A 15,974-nucleotide genomic window follows, 5' to 3' on the forward strand; every position below is an offset into this window, starting at 1 on the left:
CTCAGGCGAGGACTGGGAAGTTGCTCCGGAAGACCCCGTGCGGGTCGCGGGCATGCTTGAGGTCGCGGAGGCGGGCCAGAGTCGCGCCCGTGAAGGCGCTCGCGGCGCGTTCCCCCTGGCCGAGGAAGGTGTACGGCTTGCGCCCGCTGGTGTGCGCCAGCAGCGAGGTGCTGAGTTCGCGTTGCCGTTCGGTGACGGCGGCGCCCGCCTCCGGGGTGGGGGACAGGCCGAAGAGGTAGAGGGCGTACGGCTCGGCCAGGTGGCCCGCGGCCGTGTCCGAGGGGCGGACCAGTGCGCCGCCCAGGTGCCGGAGCTGCACGCTGAGCAGCGGGTCGATGGGCCGCTCCAGCAGCACGTCGGCGACTTCCGGTCCCAGCCCGGTCAGCAGTTCCGCCCGGGAGCGGCCGGCGCCGGGATCGGTGGGTTCCGCGGTGATGGCGGGCAGGTCGGCGACGGCCATCATGGCGCGGGAGTCCGACAGCCCGCCGTCGATCTTGTCGAGCGGGCGGAGCAGCCGTTCGGCGTCCCCCTGCGAGCCGAGGAAAGTCACGTCCACGGCGACCATGGGCGGGGCGCCGGGGAAGCGCAGGAGGTCGTACCAGGCGGTGAGCTCTTCGGGCGCGTCGGCGGTGATCTCCCGGTAGGCCGCGAGGACGTCGCGGGCCTTGTCGCCCGGCCACAGCATCCGCCCGCCGTACAGGGCGGGAGCGGGGTGCAGGTCGAACTCGACGGCGGTGACGATCGCGAAGTCACCGCCGCCGCCACGGAGGGCCCAGAACAAGTCGGGGTCGCTGTCGGCGTCGACCCGGGCACGAGCACCGTCGGCGTCGACGACGGCGAAGGCGCGCACGCTGGAGGCGGCGAACCCGTGCTTGCGGCTGAACCAGCTCAGACCGCCGCCCAGCGTGTAGCCTGTGACGCTGACCACCGGGGAACTGCCCGCCAGTCCGGTGAGCGCGTGCCGGCTCGCCGCCTGCTGCACCCGGCCCCAGCTCACGCCGGCACCCGCTCGGGCCCGCCGTTCCTGCGGGCGGATCACCAGCTCGTCCAGCCTGCCGGTGCGGAGCAGGATCACGTCGTCCACGTCACCGCTGGCGCCGTGGCCGTTCGGCTGGGTGGTGACGGTGAGACCGGCCAGGCGCGCGTGCCGTACCAAAGCCGCCACGTCGTCGGCGTCGGCGGCCTCCACGACCGCGCGGACGGGCTGCTCCACCGCCAGGTTCCACGGGCGGCGAGCCTGCTCGAAGCCGTCGTCCCCGGCCGCGAGCACGGCGCCCCTGACCACACTGCGCAGTTCGTCCCCGATGTTCATGTCGCATCCCCTTCGTCGGCGTTGGAGCAAGGCTCTCGCAGGTGAGCTGGGGTCGAGCTGGGGTCGAGCTGAGGTCCGGTTGAGGCGGGCGGCATATGCTGTGACCTCGGGGAATCTATCGGCAAAGTGGGATGATGCTGGCGTTTCGGTTGTTCGGTGCGGTGCAGGTCTCCGACGCCTCCGGCGAGCCGTACGATCTGGGCACGCGCAAGCAGCGGGCGCTCGTGGCGATGCTGGCGCTGGAGCCGGGTCGCGTAGTCTCGCTCGACCGGCTGATCGACGAGCTCTGGACCGGCGAGCCACCGGCCGGAGCCACCCGCACGCTGCAGGCGTACATCGCGCACCTGCGCAGAATCCTGGAGCCCGGCCGGGCGGCGCGCACCCCGCCGAGGGTGCTTCTCACCCGCGAGCCCGGCTACCTGCTCGCCGTCGCTCCCGGCCAGGTGGACCTCGGGCGCTTCGTCTCGTACGCCGAGGAAGGGCGGCTGGCCCTGGCGCGCGGCGAGCACCAGGAGGCGATCTCGGCCCTCGACCACGCCATGGCCCTGTGGACGGGCGATCCGCTCGGGGAGTTCGCCGGCCAGGAGTTCGCGCGGCCCACCGTGGCGCGGCTCGCCGAGGTACGGACCGCGGCGCTGGAGGACCGCTTCGACGCGCGGCTCGCACTCGGCGAGGCGGCCTCGCTCGTCCCCGGCCTGCACGACCTCGTCGAAGCACGCCCCTACCGCGAGCGTGGATGGGCGCTGCTGGCGCTCGCCCTCTACCGCTCCGGACGCCAGGCCGACGCGCTGGCGGCGCTGCGCCGTGTGCGGGACCGGCTGTCGGAGGATCTCGGACTCGATCCGGGACCCGAACTGCGCGCCCTGGAACAGGCCGTGCTCGGCCAGACGGCGGAGCTGCGCCCGGCCACACCTGCCCCTGAACCGCCCAGCCCGCCCGCCCCGGCGCCCGCGCCCGCGACGACCACGCTGATCGGCAGGTCGGACCAGCTCGCGGTGCTGGAACACCGGTTCGCCGAGACCCGCGCGGGCCGGGGCGGCGTCGTCCTGGTCACGGGCGAGGCGGGCGTCGGCAAGTCCAGGCTCGCCCAGGTCGCGGCCGAGCTGGCGCAGGCGCGCGGCTTCCGCGTCGCCTGGGGGCGCTGCGCGGAGGGTACGGCTCCCGCCTTCTGGCCCTGGACGCAGATCATCCGGCAGAGCGGCCACGCGGGCGAGCCGCTGTCGGGTGAGGCCCTCGAACCGACCCTGTACGGCCGGTTCGAACAGGCCGTCGCGGCCCTCACCGAGGACCCCTGGCCGCTCCTGGTGATCCTGGACGACCTGCACTGGGCCGACGCCTCCTCGCTGCGGCTGCTCGCCTACGCGGCCGGCCCCTTCTCGCGGCTCCCGGTCCTGGCGGTCGTCACCGTCCGTCCCGAGCCCGGCGACCACCCCCAAGAGCTGGGCGACACGCTCGCCGCGCTGGCCCGCCAGCACGGGGCGGACCGGCTGGAGCTGACCTCGTTCACCCTGGAGGAAGTCGCAGCCTACCTGCGCGCCAGGAACCTCGACGAGGAACCGGGCACGCTGCTGGAGCGCACCGGCGGCAACCCGTTCTACCTCGGCGAGGTGTTGCGGCTGCGGCAGAGCGAGCGCCGCGACCCCACCGCCGTGCCCAGGGGCGCGGGCGACGTGATCGACCGCCGGGTCGCCCGCCTGCCGGAGGAGACCCGCGAGCTCCTGCGCGCCGGGGCGGTCGTGGGGCGCGAGCTCGACGTCGAGACGCTCGTGGCCGTCACCTCCAGATCGGCGGAGGAGGTCATGCTCACCCTGGAACCGGCTGTGGCGACGGGACTGCTGACCGAGCCCGCCGACGGACCCGACTACCGCTTCGGCCACGCCCTGGTCCGCCAAGCGCTGTACGGCAAGCTGTCCCGGGTCGAGCGAGCCCGCCTGCACCTGCGCGTCGGGCGGGCGCTGGAGCCGTACACCGCCGACGCCGAAGCCGCCACGCTGGCCCACCACTTCGCCCAGGCCGCCAAGGTCGGCGGCGCCGCCGACGCCGTACGGCACGCCGCCCGCGCGGCGGAGCACGCGGCCCGCCAGCTCGCCCACACCGAGGCCGTGCAGTTCTGGCAGCTCGCCCTGACCCACCTGCCGCCCGGCGACCAGGCCACCCGCGCCCGGCTGCTGATCGGCCAGGCGCACGCCAGGCGCGCCAACGGCGATGCCGAGGCCGCGGAGCGGGACCTGCTCGAAGCCATCGAGCTGGCCGACCGGCTCGGCGACCGCACCGCCATGATCGACGCGCTGAGCTTCTTCGGCACGCCCGCGCTCTGGTACTGGCGGCCCTACGGTCAGGTCGACGAGCGGCTCGTGGCAGCCCTCGAAGGTCTGCTCGACGGGCCACTCCCGGACGACGACCGGGCCCGGCTGCTCGGCACGCTCGGCGTCGAGCTGCACTACGGCCCGAGGCAGGCCGAAGGCGAACGCCTCACCGCGCAGGCGATCGACCTGGCCGGCCGGACCGGCGACCGCATGCTGCAGGCGCGGACGTTGAGCAACCACCTGCTCGCCGCCTTCGTGCCCGGCCGTACCCACGAGCGCCGGGCCGTCGCCGAACGGATGGCGGCGCTGCCGGGACTGTCGCCGAGCACCGAACTGGTCGCCCGCGTCACCCGCCTGGCCTGCCTGTTGCGTACGGCGGAGCTGGACGAGTGGGACCGCGAGCTGGCCCGCTGCGAACGCCTCCTCGACCGCGACCGGCGGCCGGACCTGGAGGCGATGGTGCGCATCGCGCAGACCGGCCGCCACATGCTCGACGGCGACTGGGACCAGGTGGAACAGCTCGCGACCGGGCACGCGTCGCCGCGGTACGGCTCCAGCCTGTGGGGCGCGCCGTACCGGCGGCTGGCGACCGTCTACTCCCGCGCCCGGGCCCACGGTGAGAGCGGCACGGTGCTGAACGACCTCCTGGCCGCGGCCGAGGAGCGCCATCTGGAGCCCGTCCGGCCCCTCGCGATCCTCGCCGCCGCCGAATCCGGGCGGACCGATCTCGCCCACGACCTGATCGCCCGGTGGGGCGCCCGGATCAGGCAGGACTGGACCGCCGACTTCCTCACCCCCGTCTGGGGTCTCGTCGCCGCCCGCCTCGGCACCCCTTCGCCGCACGACCTGTACGAGACGCTCCTGCCATCCGCCGACCTGCTCGTCGTGCTCGGGATCGGCAGCGCGTGCTGGGGCTCCACCCATCAGGTCCTCGCCGAGCTGGCCGACCGCATGGGACGGCCGGAGACGGCCCGCGAGCACACACGCGCCGCTCAACACGCGCTGAAGGGCACAAGGCGAGGATGAGGTCGGGCTCGATCCCCGCAGGATTCACCATCAGGACGGCCTGCCGCGACCGCGGCACTGCTGCGCGCCGAGGCCGGCCGCGAGCCCCACGACCGGGCCCTGCGCGAACTCATCGGCGAGCTGTCCACCCTCAGCACCGAGTTCCGCAGCCGGTGGGCCGCCCACGACGTCCGCATCCGCCACGACGGCGCCGAACGGCTGTGGCACCCCCAGGTCGGCCAACTGGAGCTGACCTACCAGTCCCTCGACCTGCCCCTGTCCGGCCGCACAGCCAGGCGGCTCGCGCCCAGGGCTGACCCCGGCCTGCCGCACGCTCCCGCCGAGTCCGGGGCTCGTTCGATGATGAGAGCTACCGTCCGGTGCCCCTGCTGGCCGGGTTGCGTCAACGAGGTCCGGGGATGCGATGGGCAGCCCCCAATGTGGTCCGGACGCCGCTCACCCTCGGGCCGCTCCGTCCCCAGCGGGACACCGCCGCCAACGGCCTGAAGTGACCTGCGGGCAGATCGTCCGGTCGAAGGACTACGCGGCAGGTGACCACGATCACCGCGACCAGCCGTCATCCGTCCGCGGTGGTGAACCGCAGGTGTGCCGCCCGCGCCCGGCTGTCTCCCAGGTGTTCGAGGGCGGCGAGCCAGCTCGCCGCGCCCGGCCCGTCGCGGGCGGTGCGCAGACCGGTCACCTCCGCCATGGCCGGTACGGGCTCCGGTCCGGTCAGTGACCGCATGACGGCTCTGCGGACCGGGCCGTCGTTGGCCAGGACTCCGCCCGCCAGCACGACCGGTCCGGCGCGGTGTACCCGGCGGGCCGTGGCCACCAGGCGTCGTGCGGCCTCGTGGACGATCGCGCGGGCGTCGGGGTCGCCCAGGTCGGCCGCCTGCCCGACCAGTGGGGCGCTGGCCGCCAGCGCCATCCGGTCCGCCTGCGCTGCTCGGACGATGTGGTCGGCCCGTCGCCGGGGCGGGCCGGAGGCGCCGAACCGCTGTGAGACCAGCTCGGCGAGGGGGCCGTGCGGTGATCCGGCGTCCAGGGCGCGGACCGCGGCCCGTACCCCGGCCCGGCCGATCCAGAAGCCGCCGCCCTCGTCCCCGAGCAGCCACCCGAGCCCGTCGGCCACGCCGTCGATCTCCCGCTTCGCGAACCGGGCCGCGGCCGCCCCCGTTCCCGCGAGCAGCAGCGTGCCGGCCGGCGCGGGTGTGCCCGCGGCGTAGGCGACCGTGAGGTCGCTGACCAGGCTGGGCCGGTGGGTCAGACCGTGCTCGGCCCAGATCCGGTCGAGCACGGGAGCGAAGGCGTCGTCGGCCCCGGCGACCCCGGCCACGGACGCGGTCACCTCGGCGACGGGGAGAGCGTGGATCGCCTGGCGCAGGGCCGCCGCGATCGCCGCGCCTGCCGGGCCGGGCCCGTGGGCGGCCGGGTTGCCCCCGTCGGCCGTGCCGTGCCCGACTCTGGCGCCGGACGCGGTGTGCACGGCGACGCGGGTGGAGGTGCCGCCCGCGTCGACGCCTGCGAAGAGCATCAGGATTCCCGCCGCAGCAGCCGGGCGGCGCCGGGGTCGAGGGTGAAGGTGGCGGGGCACGGGTCGTAGGACCCGGTGGCGGGGTCGAAGGCGCAGGCCCGGGCGGCGAGCGTGACGGTGGTGGCGGTGTCGTGGCGGGCGTTGCACACGAACAGGTGCCGCTCGCCGTAGCGGCCGGCGACGACCTCGCCCGAGGCGACGAGACCGTCGCGGAGAGGGCGCGCGCCGTCGGGGAGCGGGCCCGTGTGCCCGGCCGAGATCCACGGCCGACGCGCCAGCTCCTCCGCCACCGGTCGCAGCCAGCGGGTGTTCAGCTCGCGGACCGCGGCGTAGCGCTCGGTGGGCCGCCCGTCGTCGACCAGGGCCGGCCGGAAGCCTTCGCCTCGCGAGGGGTCGGGCGTCCAGTAGGTGAAGTACTGGATGCCGGTGTAGCCGTAGGCCAGCGCGGTGTTGACCTGCCAGGCGATCTCGGCGGCCGTGGGCGTGCGGTGCCCGTCGTAGGCGAGTGTCTGGACGTACATCCAGGCCGGCACCTCGGCCTTGGCGGCGTGGGCGCGGATCGTGGCCAGATCGGCGAAGTAGCCGGGGTCGTCGCCGGAGGAGAGGAAGGGGTAGCGGTCGAAGGAGAGCAGGGCGGGCCGGACGGCCGACACGAAGCCGCCCACGTACTCGTCGTACGGGCCGGTGGCGTGGCTCGGGAAGAGGTTGACGTACGGCAGGAAGCCGCGCGACCGCACGGCCGACACGCCGATCGCCAGGCGTCCGAACCGGTCAGGCGTCGGCTCGTCCATCAGGCTGAGGCCGCGGAACGAGCGGTGGTCCCGGTAGTCGTCGATCACCCGCCCGATCAGCGCCCTGGTCTGCTCCTCGCCGGGGTCGAGGTCGCGCATGAGCACCTCGATCCTCGGGTCGGAGGCGACCAGTACGCCGAGCCCCGCCTCGTCGGCGCAGTTCAGCGCGTGCCGGATGGAGATCGCGTCGTTGAGGTAGTTTCCGGTGATGACCAGGTCGACGCCCGCGTCGGCGATCTGCCGGTAGCGCGCCACGGTGGTCTCGTGCGGGGGCGGTGGCCAGAAGGCCGCGATCGTCAGCGTCACAGCGCACCGATCCTGATGCGCCCGGCGTAGCGGGCCTGAAGGGCGTCGTTGTGCGCGTCGGCGCCGGGGATGTTGGCCGACAGGTAGGTGGGCGGGACCATCCCCGCCGCGCTCAGCAGGCCGATCGCCTCGGCGACCATCAGCTGCACGGCCAGCGCCGAGGTGATCGAGGAGATGCCGCACACCGGGCCGTGCTCGGTCTGCAGGACCGCGTCGCCGTACGGTGCGAGGTTGTCGATCACGACGTCGGCCAGCTCGAACAGCCTCTCGCCCGACGGGTGGCGTGAGGTGATCGCGCTCGTGTGCGCCATCGACGTGATCGCGACGAGCGGCAGCGCGCGCTCCTTGACCAGCTTCGCCATCTCCACGGTGGAGCCGTTGCCGCCGGAGTTGGAGGCGATCACGAAGACGTCCCGGGGGTCGATCGTGTGCAGGGCCAGCACCTGGTGGGCGGTGTCCGGATCGCGCTCGGCCAGCGGGTCGAAGTCGCCGGGTTTGGCCGAGCCGAGCACCACGGGGTCGCGCAGGGCGAGCCGGTTGGCCGGGATCAGCCCGCCGGCGCGCCCGGCCAGCTCCAGCGCGGCGGCCTCGGAATGGCCGGTGCCGTAGGCGTGGACCACCCCGCCTGCCCGCACCGCGCCGGCGATCAGCGCGCCCGCCTGCCTGATGGCCGGCAACTGGGTCGCCACAAGTTCGTCGACGCGTTCGCGCGTCTCGTCGGCGAAAGCTGTCACAAGGTCCACAGGGTGCTCCTCAACGGTTCATGCCGGCGGTGAGGCCGGCGACGATCTGGCGGGTGGCGAGGACGAAGAGCACGACGAGGGGGACCGTCGTCATCACCAGCCCGGCGAACAACGTCCCCCAGTCGTTCTGGAACTCGCCGAAGAAGTGGGTGAGCCCGACGGGCAGCGTCAGCTTGCTCTCGTCGCGCATCAGGACGAGCGGGTAGAAGAAGTCATTCCACAGGGGTACGAACTGGAAGACGATCACGGTCGCGATGGCGGGCCGCACCAGGGGCAGCATCACGTGCCAGAACGTCGCCAGGGGCCCGGCCCCGTCCAGCGAGGCGGCCTCGTCGAGCTCGCCGGGAAGCTGCCGGAAGAACGCGGTCAGCACGAACACGTTGAACGGGACCGATCCGGCCGCGTAGACGAGGATCAGGCCGAGCAGCGAGTCGATCAGCCCCATGCTCTCCAGCAGGTAGAACAGGGGCAGCACGCCGAGGTGCGCGGGCAGGGTCATGCCGGAGATGAAGTAGGCGGTGAACAGCCCGCGCCCGGTGAAGCGCCTGCGGCCGAGCGGATAGGCGGCCAGCAGCGACACGGCGGCGCCGAGCAGCACCGCCGTCACCACGACGACCAGCGAGTTGATGACGTACGTGGAGAAGGACGCCTCGGTCCACGCCTTGACGTAGTTGCCGAACTCCGGCCCGGCGGGCAGCCCGATCGGGTCGTCGAAGATGTCGCTGGTCGGCCGGAAGGAGCTCAGCAGCATCACGACCAGGGGCGCCATGGAGAAGACGGCGTAACCCCACAGCAGCAGCTTGATCCACAGGGTTTTCACGCCTTCCTCCTCAGTACGCGTTCGAGCAGGAGGGTCGAGCCGAAGATGAAGGTGAACATGAGGACGGCCAGCGCGGAGGAGGTGCCCATGGCGTTGACGTCGCCCGAGGCGAACGCCGCCCGGTAGAACAGCAGGCCCAGGACGTCGGTGGCGCCCGCGGGCGCGCCGTTGGAGCCGCCGAGCGCGTACACCAGGGCGAAGGTGTTCATGCTGCCGATGAAGCTCAGGATCGTGATGGTGCCCATCGCGGGGCGCAGCAGCGGCAGCGTGATGCGCCAGAAGACCTGCCACGCGTTGGCCCCGTCGGTCGTGGCCGCCTCGGCGTACTCCTGCGGGATGCCGCCGAGGGCGGCGCTGAACAGCAGCATGGGGAAGCCGACCCACTGCCAGGTGGTGATCGCGATGACGGTCGGCAGTGCGGTGGCGGGATCGCCCAGCCAGGGCATCGCCAGCCCGTCCAGCCCGGCGCCGCGCAGCAGCGCGTTGACCGGCCCGAACGTCGGGCTCAGCAGCAGGGTCCAGAGGTAGCCGATGACGAGCGGGTTGACCAGGTACGGCAGGGCGAACATCGTCTGCAGGACGCGCTTGCCCCGCCGTGCCCGCGACAGCGCGAGGGCCAGGGCCAGCCCGAGCGTGTTCTGCACGAGCATGGTGCCGGCGAACAGCAGGAAGTTGTGGCCGAGCGCGGGCAGGAGCTGGTCGAGGAACGAGCCGGTGAGCAGGTGCACGTAGTTGGCGAACCCGGCGAAGGTGTCGCGGAGCGTGCCCTTCCAGGTGAAGACGCTGTAGCTCAGCCCGGTGAGCAGCGGATAGATGACGAAGAGCGTGTACAGCAGGAAGGCGGGGATCAGGAACAGGTGCGACGATCCCCGCCGGGTGGTGCTCACAGCCATGTGGCCACGCTCTGGTCGAGCTGCCCGGCCGCTTCCTCGGCGGTGATGCGGCCCAGCAGCATCTCCTGCAGCGCCTTGGAGAAGACGGTCTGCGAGGACGGGTTGCCGTACGCGAACTCGTTCATGAAGTACGTGGCACCCTGCTTGTCGAAGGTGGTGGACACCTCCTTGAGCAGCGGGTCGGTGGGCGTGACGCCCGGCACGGCGGAGAAGACCCGCAACGTGTCGGTGTAGAGCTGGCCGTACTCCTTGGAGGCGAGCCAGGCGGCGAACTTCAACGCCTCCGCCTTGTGCTTGGTCTTGGCGTTGATGCCGTACGAGCCGTCGGTGAAGCCGGGCATCAGGCCGGGTCCGCCGCCGGGCGCGGGCGGGGTGAACACGCCCAGGTCGATGTCCTTGGCGTTCTCGGTGAAGAAGTTCAGCTCCCACAGGCCGCCGGGGAACATGGCCGCCTTGCCGGACGAGAAGAGAATCTGCGCGTCGGTGTAGGAGACGCCCGTCATGTGGTCGGGGAAGTAGGGCCGGAGCTTGTTGAGCTGGTCGATGCCCGCGACGAACGCGGGGTCGGTGAACTTCTTCTTCTTGGCCCGGACGTCGTCGAGGAAGGCGTCGCCGCCCCAGTTGGCGGTGCCGAAGATGCCGGCCACGATGGGCAGCATCCAGTCGTCCTTGCCGCCGAACGCGAACGGGACGATGTCCTCGGCCTTCAGCTTCTCGGCGGCCGCGATCATGTCGGCCCAGGTCTGCGGCGGGGTGAGGCCGTTGTCCGCGAAGATCTTCTTGTTGTAGATCACTTGTAGGGTCTGTACGGCGAACGGGACCCCGTAGACCTTGCCGTCCTTGTCGCCCTTGGCGGAGCGCAGCACGTCCTCGTCGTAGTCCTTGAGGCCGGGGATGTCGGCGGTTTCCAGCGGCAGCAGCCGGCCCGCCTCGACGAGCGGCTGAATCTTGGGGCCGGCCCGCAGCCAGGCCAGGTCGGGGCCGCTGTCGCCGGCCAGCCCTGTGGCGAGGATCGTGTCGTACTCGGTGGAGGTGGTGAAGGAGCGGGCGTCGACGTCGACGCCCGGGTTGAGCTTCTCGTACGCCGCGAACATCTCGTCGAAGTTCTCCTCCGGGCCCCATCCCCAGACGGACAGGGTGACCTTGTCCTGGGACTGGGCGGGGGTCGAGGGCGAGCTGGGCGCGCAGGCGGCGACCGACAGCAGGACGGCGGCGGCAAGGGGGGCCAGACGCATGAAGGCTCCTGGTCAGCGTTGGGGCAGGCGGTGCTTGGCCACCGCCTCCGTGGCGGCGGTCAGCAACTGGTCACTGGTCTCGTGGGTGCGCTGGACCACGCCGATGTACAGGCAGTCCAGGACGAGCATCTGGGAGTGGCGGGCGGCCACTCCTCCGGCACGGAAGGGGGTGTCGCGCGCCGCGGTGGTCAGGACGACGTCGGCGACCTCGCCGAGCGGGCTGCGGGGGAAGTTGGTGACGGCGATGGTGGTGGCGCCGCGCTCCTTGGCGATGGTCAGCGGCTCGACGACCTCGGCCGTGGTGCCGGAGTGGGAGATGCCGACTGCCACGTCGCGATGGTCTCGCGCGTTGGCGCTGCAGACGGCGTTGTGCACGTCGGTCCACAACGCGCACGGCCGGCCGATGGCGTGCAGCCTGAGGTGCAGGTCCATGGCGACGCCGGCGCTGCCCGCGACCGCGAAGAAGTCGATGAACCTGGCCCGCACGAGAGCGGAGACCGCCCGGTCCACGGCGGTGACGTCCAGGTGCGCCGCGGTCTCCTCCATGGCGCGCACGTCGCTGGCCAGCAGGCTGCGCAGCACCACGCTCGCCGGGTCGTCGGGAGAGAAGGCGATGAGCGCCGTATCGCGCGGATTGGCGTTCGTCCGGCCCTGTTCGGCGGCGAGCGCCAGCCGGAGCTCGGGGTAGCCGGCCAGCCCCAGCTCGCGGCAGAACCGGGTGATGGTGGTCAGCGAGGTGGCGCAGCGTTCGGCCAGCTCGGTGATGGTGGACGCGGCCACGGCGGCGGGCTCGGCGAGGATCATCTCGGCGATGCGCCGGTGGGCGGCGGTCAGCGTGGGCTCGACGCCACGGATGCGGGTGAGGATGGAGGAATAGTTCTCTGCCGGCTCGGCCATGGGAGAAATTTGCTCCATCCATGTTCTGTATGTCAATAGTTCACCAGAGTGAGCTGGGTCGGGACGGATGGTCGTGTTAATAATTCCCCTGACCTACACCCATCTACGGGAGTCTTTACTTTTTCGCGGAGGCGTGGCTACGCTCGCCCCGCGACAGACACCCCCCGAAGGGACGCACATGCGTAACCTGCTCACCACGCTGCTGCTGGGCGGAACAGCCCTGCTGCCCGTCCAGGCCGCCACCGCCGCCACGACCGACACGGTCGACATCCAGCTCCTCGGGATCAACGACTTCCACTCGGCGCTGCCGTCCAGCGTCGCCATGACGCCGGACGGCCCGGTCGAGGCCGGCGGAGCCGAATACCTGGCGGCGCACCTGGACCGCCTCCAGCGCGACAACCCGACCGGCACGCTGCGGCTCGCGGTAGGCGACAACATCATCAACAGCCCCGCCTCCGCCGTCATGCACGACGAGCCGGGCATCGAGGCGCTGTCCCTCATGCGCCTGGACGCCTCCAGCGTCGGCAACCACGAGTTCGACCGCGGCCTGACCGAGCTGCGCCGGCTGGAGAACGGCGGCTGCCACCCGACCGGCTGCGTGCTGGGCCGCTTCGCCGGCGCATCCTTCCCCTACCTGGGGGCGAACATCGTCGACACCACGACCGGCAAGCCCGCCTTCGACCCCTACATCGTCAAGACGGTGAAGGGCGTCAAGGTCGGCGTCATCGGCGTGACCTACAAGAGGTCCCTGTTCGAGGCTCCCTCCCCCACCGCCCCGCTGGAAGGGCGCGACGAGGCCGAAGCCGTCAACACCTACGTCGGCGAACTCAAGGCCAAGGGCGTGCGCACCGTCGTCGTCCTGCTCCACCAGGGCGGCGGCCAGACCGGCGGCGGCCTGCCCAACGCGTGCGGCAACCTGGCAGGCCCGGTCAAGGACATCGTGGCCAAGTTCGACCCCGAGGTCGACGCCGTGTTCTCCGGCCACACGCACAACCCGTACAACTGCGTGATCAACGGGATTCCCGTCACCCAGACGTCCGGCTTCGGCCGCGAGGTCACCCGGATCAAGCTCACCGTCGACCGCGCCACCGGCAACCCGGTCGCGGCGAAGGCCGACAACATCACCACCACCACCCACGACATCCGGCCCGACGCGCGGATCGCCGCGCTGCGCCGCCGGGCCGACGAGCAGGCCCACCGGCTGATGGACCGGCCCATCGGCATGATCCACCGTGACCTCACCGCGAGCCGCAACGCCGCCGGGGAGTCCACGATCGGGCACGCCCTCGCCGACGCCCGTCTCGCCGCCACCTCGTCCCCGGAGACCGGCGGCGCCCAGATCGCCGTCCAGCCCCCGTACGGCGGCGGCATCGGCGGCGACCTGTACGCCTCGGCCATGGGCAACGACGTGGCCAACCTGGTCACTCACGGGGAGGCGATCCGCGTCCAGCAGTTCGGCAACATGCTCGTGACGATGACTCTGACCGGTGCGCAGGTCGAGCGCTTCCTGGAGCAGCAGTGGTGCGGCCAGGGCACGCCCCGCGTCCTCGGCGTCTCCCAGGGGCTCACCTTCACCTACGACAACGCCAGGCCCGCCTGCGACAAGATCGACCCGGCGACCATCAAGCTCAACGGCACGACGATCAGCCCTGCCGAGAAGTACCGGGTGACCGCGAACTCCTTCATCGCCGAGGGCGGCGACGGGTTCAGCGTGCTCACCGAGGGCACCGACCGGGTCGAGAAGGTACGCGACATCGAGGCGCTGGAGGCCCACATCCGCGCGAACAGCCCGCTCCAGCCCCCGGCGCTGGGCCGCATCACCCGCCTCAACTGACAGACAGCCCGGCCGCCCGGAAGCGTCAGCTCGACGGCTGGGGCACGACGGCGGCCGGGATTGGCCCGCTGAGCGAGGCCCGCGGTACAGCACGTCAGCGTACGCAGGGGTCTACTTGGACTCGACGCGTCCGATCGGGGTGGTGCTGCCGTCGAGCGCTGCGGTGGCCCGCGTCCAGGCCGGATCATCGGGGTAGAGCTCGCTCCGCACGTAGGCCCAGATGAGCGCGCGTACGGCGGCAACCCGATCGGGGTTCTCGTCGGTGGTCTCGACCGCGTCGAAGGTGGAGATGCCGCCGAACCCGTGCTCGGCGTCGAAGATCTCCAGCCGGGTCTTCGGCCCGGGCGCCGCGACGTAGGGGTCGCTGCGCCAGTCCTGCCGGTCGGAGAAGAAGGGGTTCCAGTCCTTCTCGCCGACGACGATGAGCGCCTTGGGCGTCATGCCGTCGAACCCGGTGCTGGTGAGTGCGGTGTAGAGCTGCGCCGCGGGACCGTTCAGGTCTTCGCCGCAGCCGGGAGCGGCGATCATGACGCGGGCGCTGAAGCGGTCGTCGACGGCTCCGACCGTCGACCCGTCGCTGGTGTCGGCGATGGTCTGTCCCGAGACCAGGCCGACGGTGTGGCCTCCGGCCGAGTGACCGACAGCGGCGATGCGGCCTGGGTCCAGGCGCCCAGCGAGTCCCGGAACGGCGCGTTCGATCTCGCCGAGGTGGTCCACGACCTGGCGAAGATCGTCGGCGCGCGACTTCAGGTACAGCGGCGCATCCGGATCGCCGGCCTCCCGCAGGCCGAGGAACGTGGCGTCGAGGTGCGTGGGCTGGATCACGACGAAGCCGTGCGCGGCCCAGAAGTTGACGAGCGGACCGTATCCGTAGAAGGAGGGGACGAAGGTCGACGGGCCGTGTCCGTGCGAGAAGACGATGACCGGCAGGTCACTGCCGACGGCCGGAGCCGTCACGCGAACCGCCAGCGGAACGGGGCGCCCTGGGACATCGATCAGGACGGGGTGGTACGAGAAGATGGGCTCGGGGTCCGGCACCGGGATGCCGGCAGCGTATGTCGTCGGGTCTTTCGCAGCGTCGTTGAGTGCCATGGAGTGCTCCTTGAGGATCGTTCCCGTTGCCCAGGTGGAGGGCCCGGCGAGCCCTTCGCCTTCCGTCGCGGTGCAGCCGGAGCCGGGTGGCTGCCGGATTTCCGAGGAGTGGGTCACGCTTCCAGCATGGGTGGGATCGGGCGAACGATGAATGCTTGACGGTGCGGATTTCCTTCGCGATAGTTCGGGGCGTGGTGGTCGATCAGTTGTCGGAGGTGTTCGATCTCCTTGAGGTGCGCGGCCAGGTCTCCGGCGCGTTCGCGGTGGGGGGACGATGGGTCACGCGGTCGGTGATCACGAGCCCGCTGAAGTTGACGGTGATGGTGCACGGCCGGTGCCGGCTGTCGGCCGACGGGCTGGAGACCCCGATCGAGATGGAGGCCGGTGACGTCGCAGTCCTGACCGGCCGCTCCTGGATGCGTGCCGAGGGCGGCACCGGTGACGGTCCGCCGGTCGAGTTCGTGCCTGAGCCGGGTGATTACGCCCTGCGCGTCGGCGGTGCGGACTTCGCCGCCGACGACGTCATCCTCGGCGGTCACGTCGAGCTGAACCAGGCCGGCGCGGCGCTGCTGACGCAGGCGCTGCCGCCGGTGGCGCTCGTTCGCTCCTGCCACACCGCCGCGCCCGCCCTGCGGGCGTGCGTCGACCGGCTGGTCGAGGAGGTGACGGCCGAGCGGATGGGCGCGGCCTTCGCCGTACGCCAGCACGCCCAGCTGCTGATCTTGGAGGTGCTCCGGGCGTACCTGAACCAGGCCGAACTGCCGCCGGGGTGGCTGCGGGCGCTGACCGACGACAGCCTGCGCCCCGCGCTGACCCTCATGCACCGCGAACCCGGCCGGCCCTGGGGGCTGGCGGAACTGGCCCGTGCGGCGGCGATGTCGCGGACGTCGTTCGCCGTGCGCTTCCGCTCCGTTGCCGGTGTCCCGCCACTGACCTACCTCAGCTCCTGGCGGATGCTGCTGGCCCGGCGGGCGCTGCGCGACGGCGACGTCCGGATCGGGGAACTGGCCGCGCAGCTGGGCTACACCTCCGAGAGCGCCTTCAGCACCGCCTTCAAGCGAGAGGTGGGCGAGGCGCCCCTGCGCTATCGACAGCGGCACCGGCGAACGTCTCCGGTCACGGCACCGGCCTCCAGCCCTTCGGCTGCGTAATGCTCAAGACACCCTGCTCTCCGGCAGGCGCACGAGGTGTGGCGCGTGACCT

The 15,974-nt window shown here is 72.0% G+C and carries 13 protein-coding genes; 4 read left to right on the forward strand and 9 right to left on the reverse strand.

What is annotated here, in order from left to right; translation table 11 throughout:
• Nucleotide 1 precedes the first annotated feature (1 nt).
• Nucleotides 2-1,312 (reverse strand): FAD-binding oxidoreductase, encoded by a 1,311-nt coding sequence (locus KME80_RS09915; protein WP_219503027.1) that lies wholly within the window; start codon nt 1,310-1,312, stop codon nt 2-4.
• Between the two features lie 131 nt (nt 1,313-1,443).
• Between KME80_RS09915 and KME80_RS09920 the strand changes: the two genes are divergently transcribed.
• Nucleotides 1,444-4,644, forward strand: a complete 3,201-nt coding sequence (locus tag KME80_RS09920; RefSeq protein WP_219503030.1) for an ATP-binding protein — start codon at nt 1,444-1,446, stop codon at nt 4,642-4,644.
• Between the two features lie 57 nt (nt 4,645-4,701).
• Nucleotides 4,702-5,130 (forward strand): MmyB family transcriptional regulator, encoded by a 429-nt coding sequence (locus KME80_RS50145; protein WP_281426920.1) that lies wholly within the window; start codon nt 4,702-4,704, stop codon nt 5,128-5,130.
• Between the two features lie 70 nt (nt 5,131-5,200).
• On the opposite strand, the gene KME80_RS09930 is transcribed toward KME80_RS50145, so the two are convergent.
• Genes KME80_RS09930 through KME80_RS09960 form a run of 7 tightly spaced genes read right to left on the reverse strand, consistent with a single transcriptional unit; the run spans nt 5,201 to nt 11,845 of the window.
• The gene (locus KME80_RS09930) at nt 5,201-6,160 is read right to left on the reverse strand and encodes an N-acetylglucosamine kinase (RefSeq protein WP_219503032.1); all 960 of its coding nucleotides are present in this window, start codon (nt 6,158-6,160) and stop codon (nt 5,201-5,203) included.
• Nucleotides 6,160-7,257, reverse strand: coding sequence for a hypothetical protein (locus KME80_RS09935; protein WP_219503034.1), 1,098 nt, complete (start codon nt 7,255-7,257; stop codon nt 6,160-6,162). Before KME80_RS09935 ends, KME80_RS09930 begins: the two co-directional genes overlap by 1 nt.
• Entirely contained in the window at nt 7,254-8,000 is a 747-nt protein-coding gene (locus tag KME80_RS09940; protein WP_219503036.1) for a sugar isomerase domain-containing protein, read from the reverse strand. Before KME80_RS09940 ends, KME80_RS09935 begins: the two co-directional genes overlap by 4 nt.
• A 10-nt stretch (nt 8,001-8,010) precedes the next feature.
• Nucleotides 8,011-8,820 (reverse strand): carbohydrate ABC transporter permease, encoded by an 810-nt coding sequence (locus KME80_RS09945; protein ID WP_308125690.1) that lies wholly within the window; start codon nt 8,818-8,820, stop codon nt 8,011-8,013.
• Entirely contained in the window at nt 8,817-9,713 is an 897-nt protein-coding gene (locus tag KME80_RS09950; protein ID WP_219503038.1) for a carbohydrate ABC transporter permease, read from the reverse strand. The genes KME80_RS09945 and KME80_RS09950 overlap by 4 nt, the downstream gene beginning before the upstream one ends.
• A complete protein-coding gene (locus KME80_RS09955; RefSeq protein WP_219503051.1) occupies nt 9,704-10,948 on the reverse strand; it encodes an ABC transporter substrate-binding protein in 1,245 nt (414 codons plus the stop codon). Before KME80_RS09955 ends, KME80_RS09950 begins: the two co-directional genes overlap by 10 nt.
• 12 nt (nt 10,949-10,960) lie before the next feature.
• Entirely contained in the window at nt 10,961-11,845 is an 885-nt protein-coding gene (locus KME80_RS09960; protein WP_219503054.1) for a MurR/RpiR family transcriptional regulator, read from the reverse strand.
• 178 nt (nt 11,846-12,023) lie between these two features.
• Here KME80_RS09960 and KME80_RS09965 point away from each other — a divergent pair, with 178 nt between their 5' ends.
• Entirely contained in the window at nt 12,024-13,679 is a 1,656-nt protein-coding gene (locus KME80_RS09965; protein ID WP_219503059.1) for a bifunctional metallophosphatase/5'-nucleotidase, read from the forward strand.
• Nucleotides 13,680-13,790: 111 nt separating this feature from the next.
• Here the strand turns inward: KME80_RS09965 and KME80_RS09970 are convergent, their stop codons facing one another.
• Nucleotides 13,791-14,771 (reverse strand): alpha/beta hydrolase family protein, encoded by a 981-nt coding sequence (locus tag KME80_RS09970; RefSeq protein ID WP_219503062.1) that lies wholly within the window; start codon nt 14,769-14,771, stop codon nt 13,791-13,793.
• A 191-nt stretch (nt 14,772-14,962) separates the two neighbouring features.
• Here KME80_RS09970 and KME80_RS09975 point away from each other — a divergent pair, with 191 nt between their 5' ends.
• Nucleotides 14,963-15,922 carry an AraC family transcriptional regulator gene (locus tag KME80_RS09975; RefSeq protein ID WP_308125691.1) on the forward strand — a complete coding sequence of 320 codons (960 nt, stop codon included), beginning with the start codon at nt 14,963-14,965 and terminating at the stop codon, nt 15,920-15,922.
• Nucleotides 15,923-15,974 lie beyond the last annotated feature (52 nt).

The organism is Nonomuraea ceibae (genome assembly GCF_019396325.1).
GTDB lineage: Bacteria > Actinomycetota > Actinomycetes > Streptosporangiales > Streptosporangiaceae > Nonomuraea > Nonomuraea ceibae.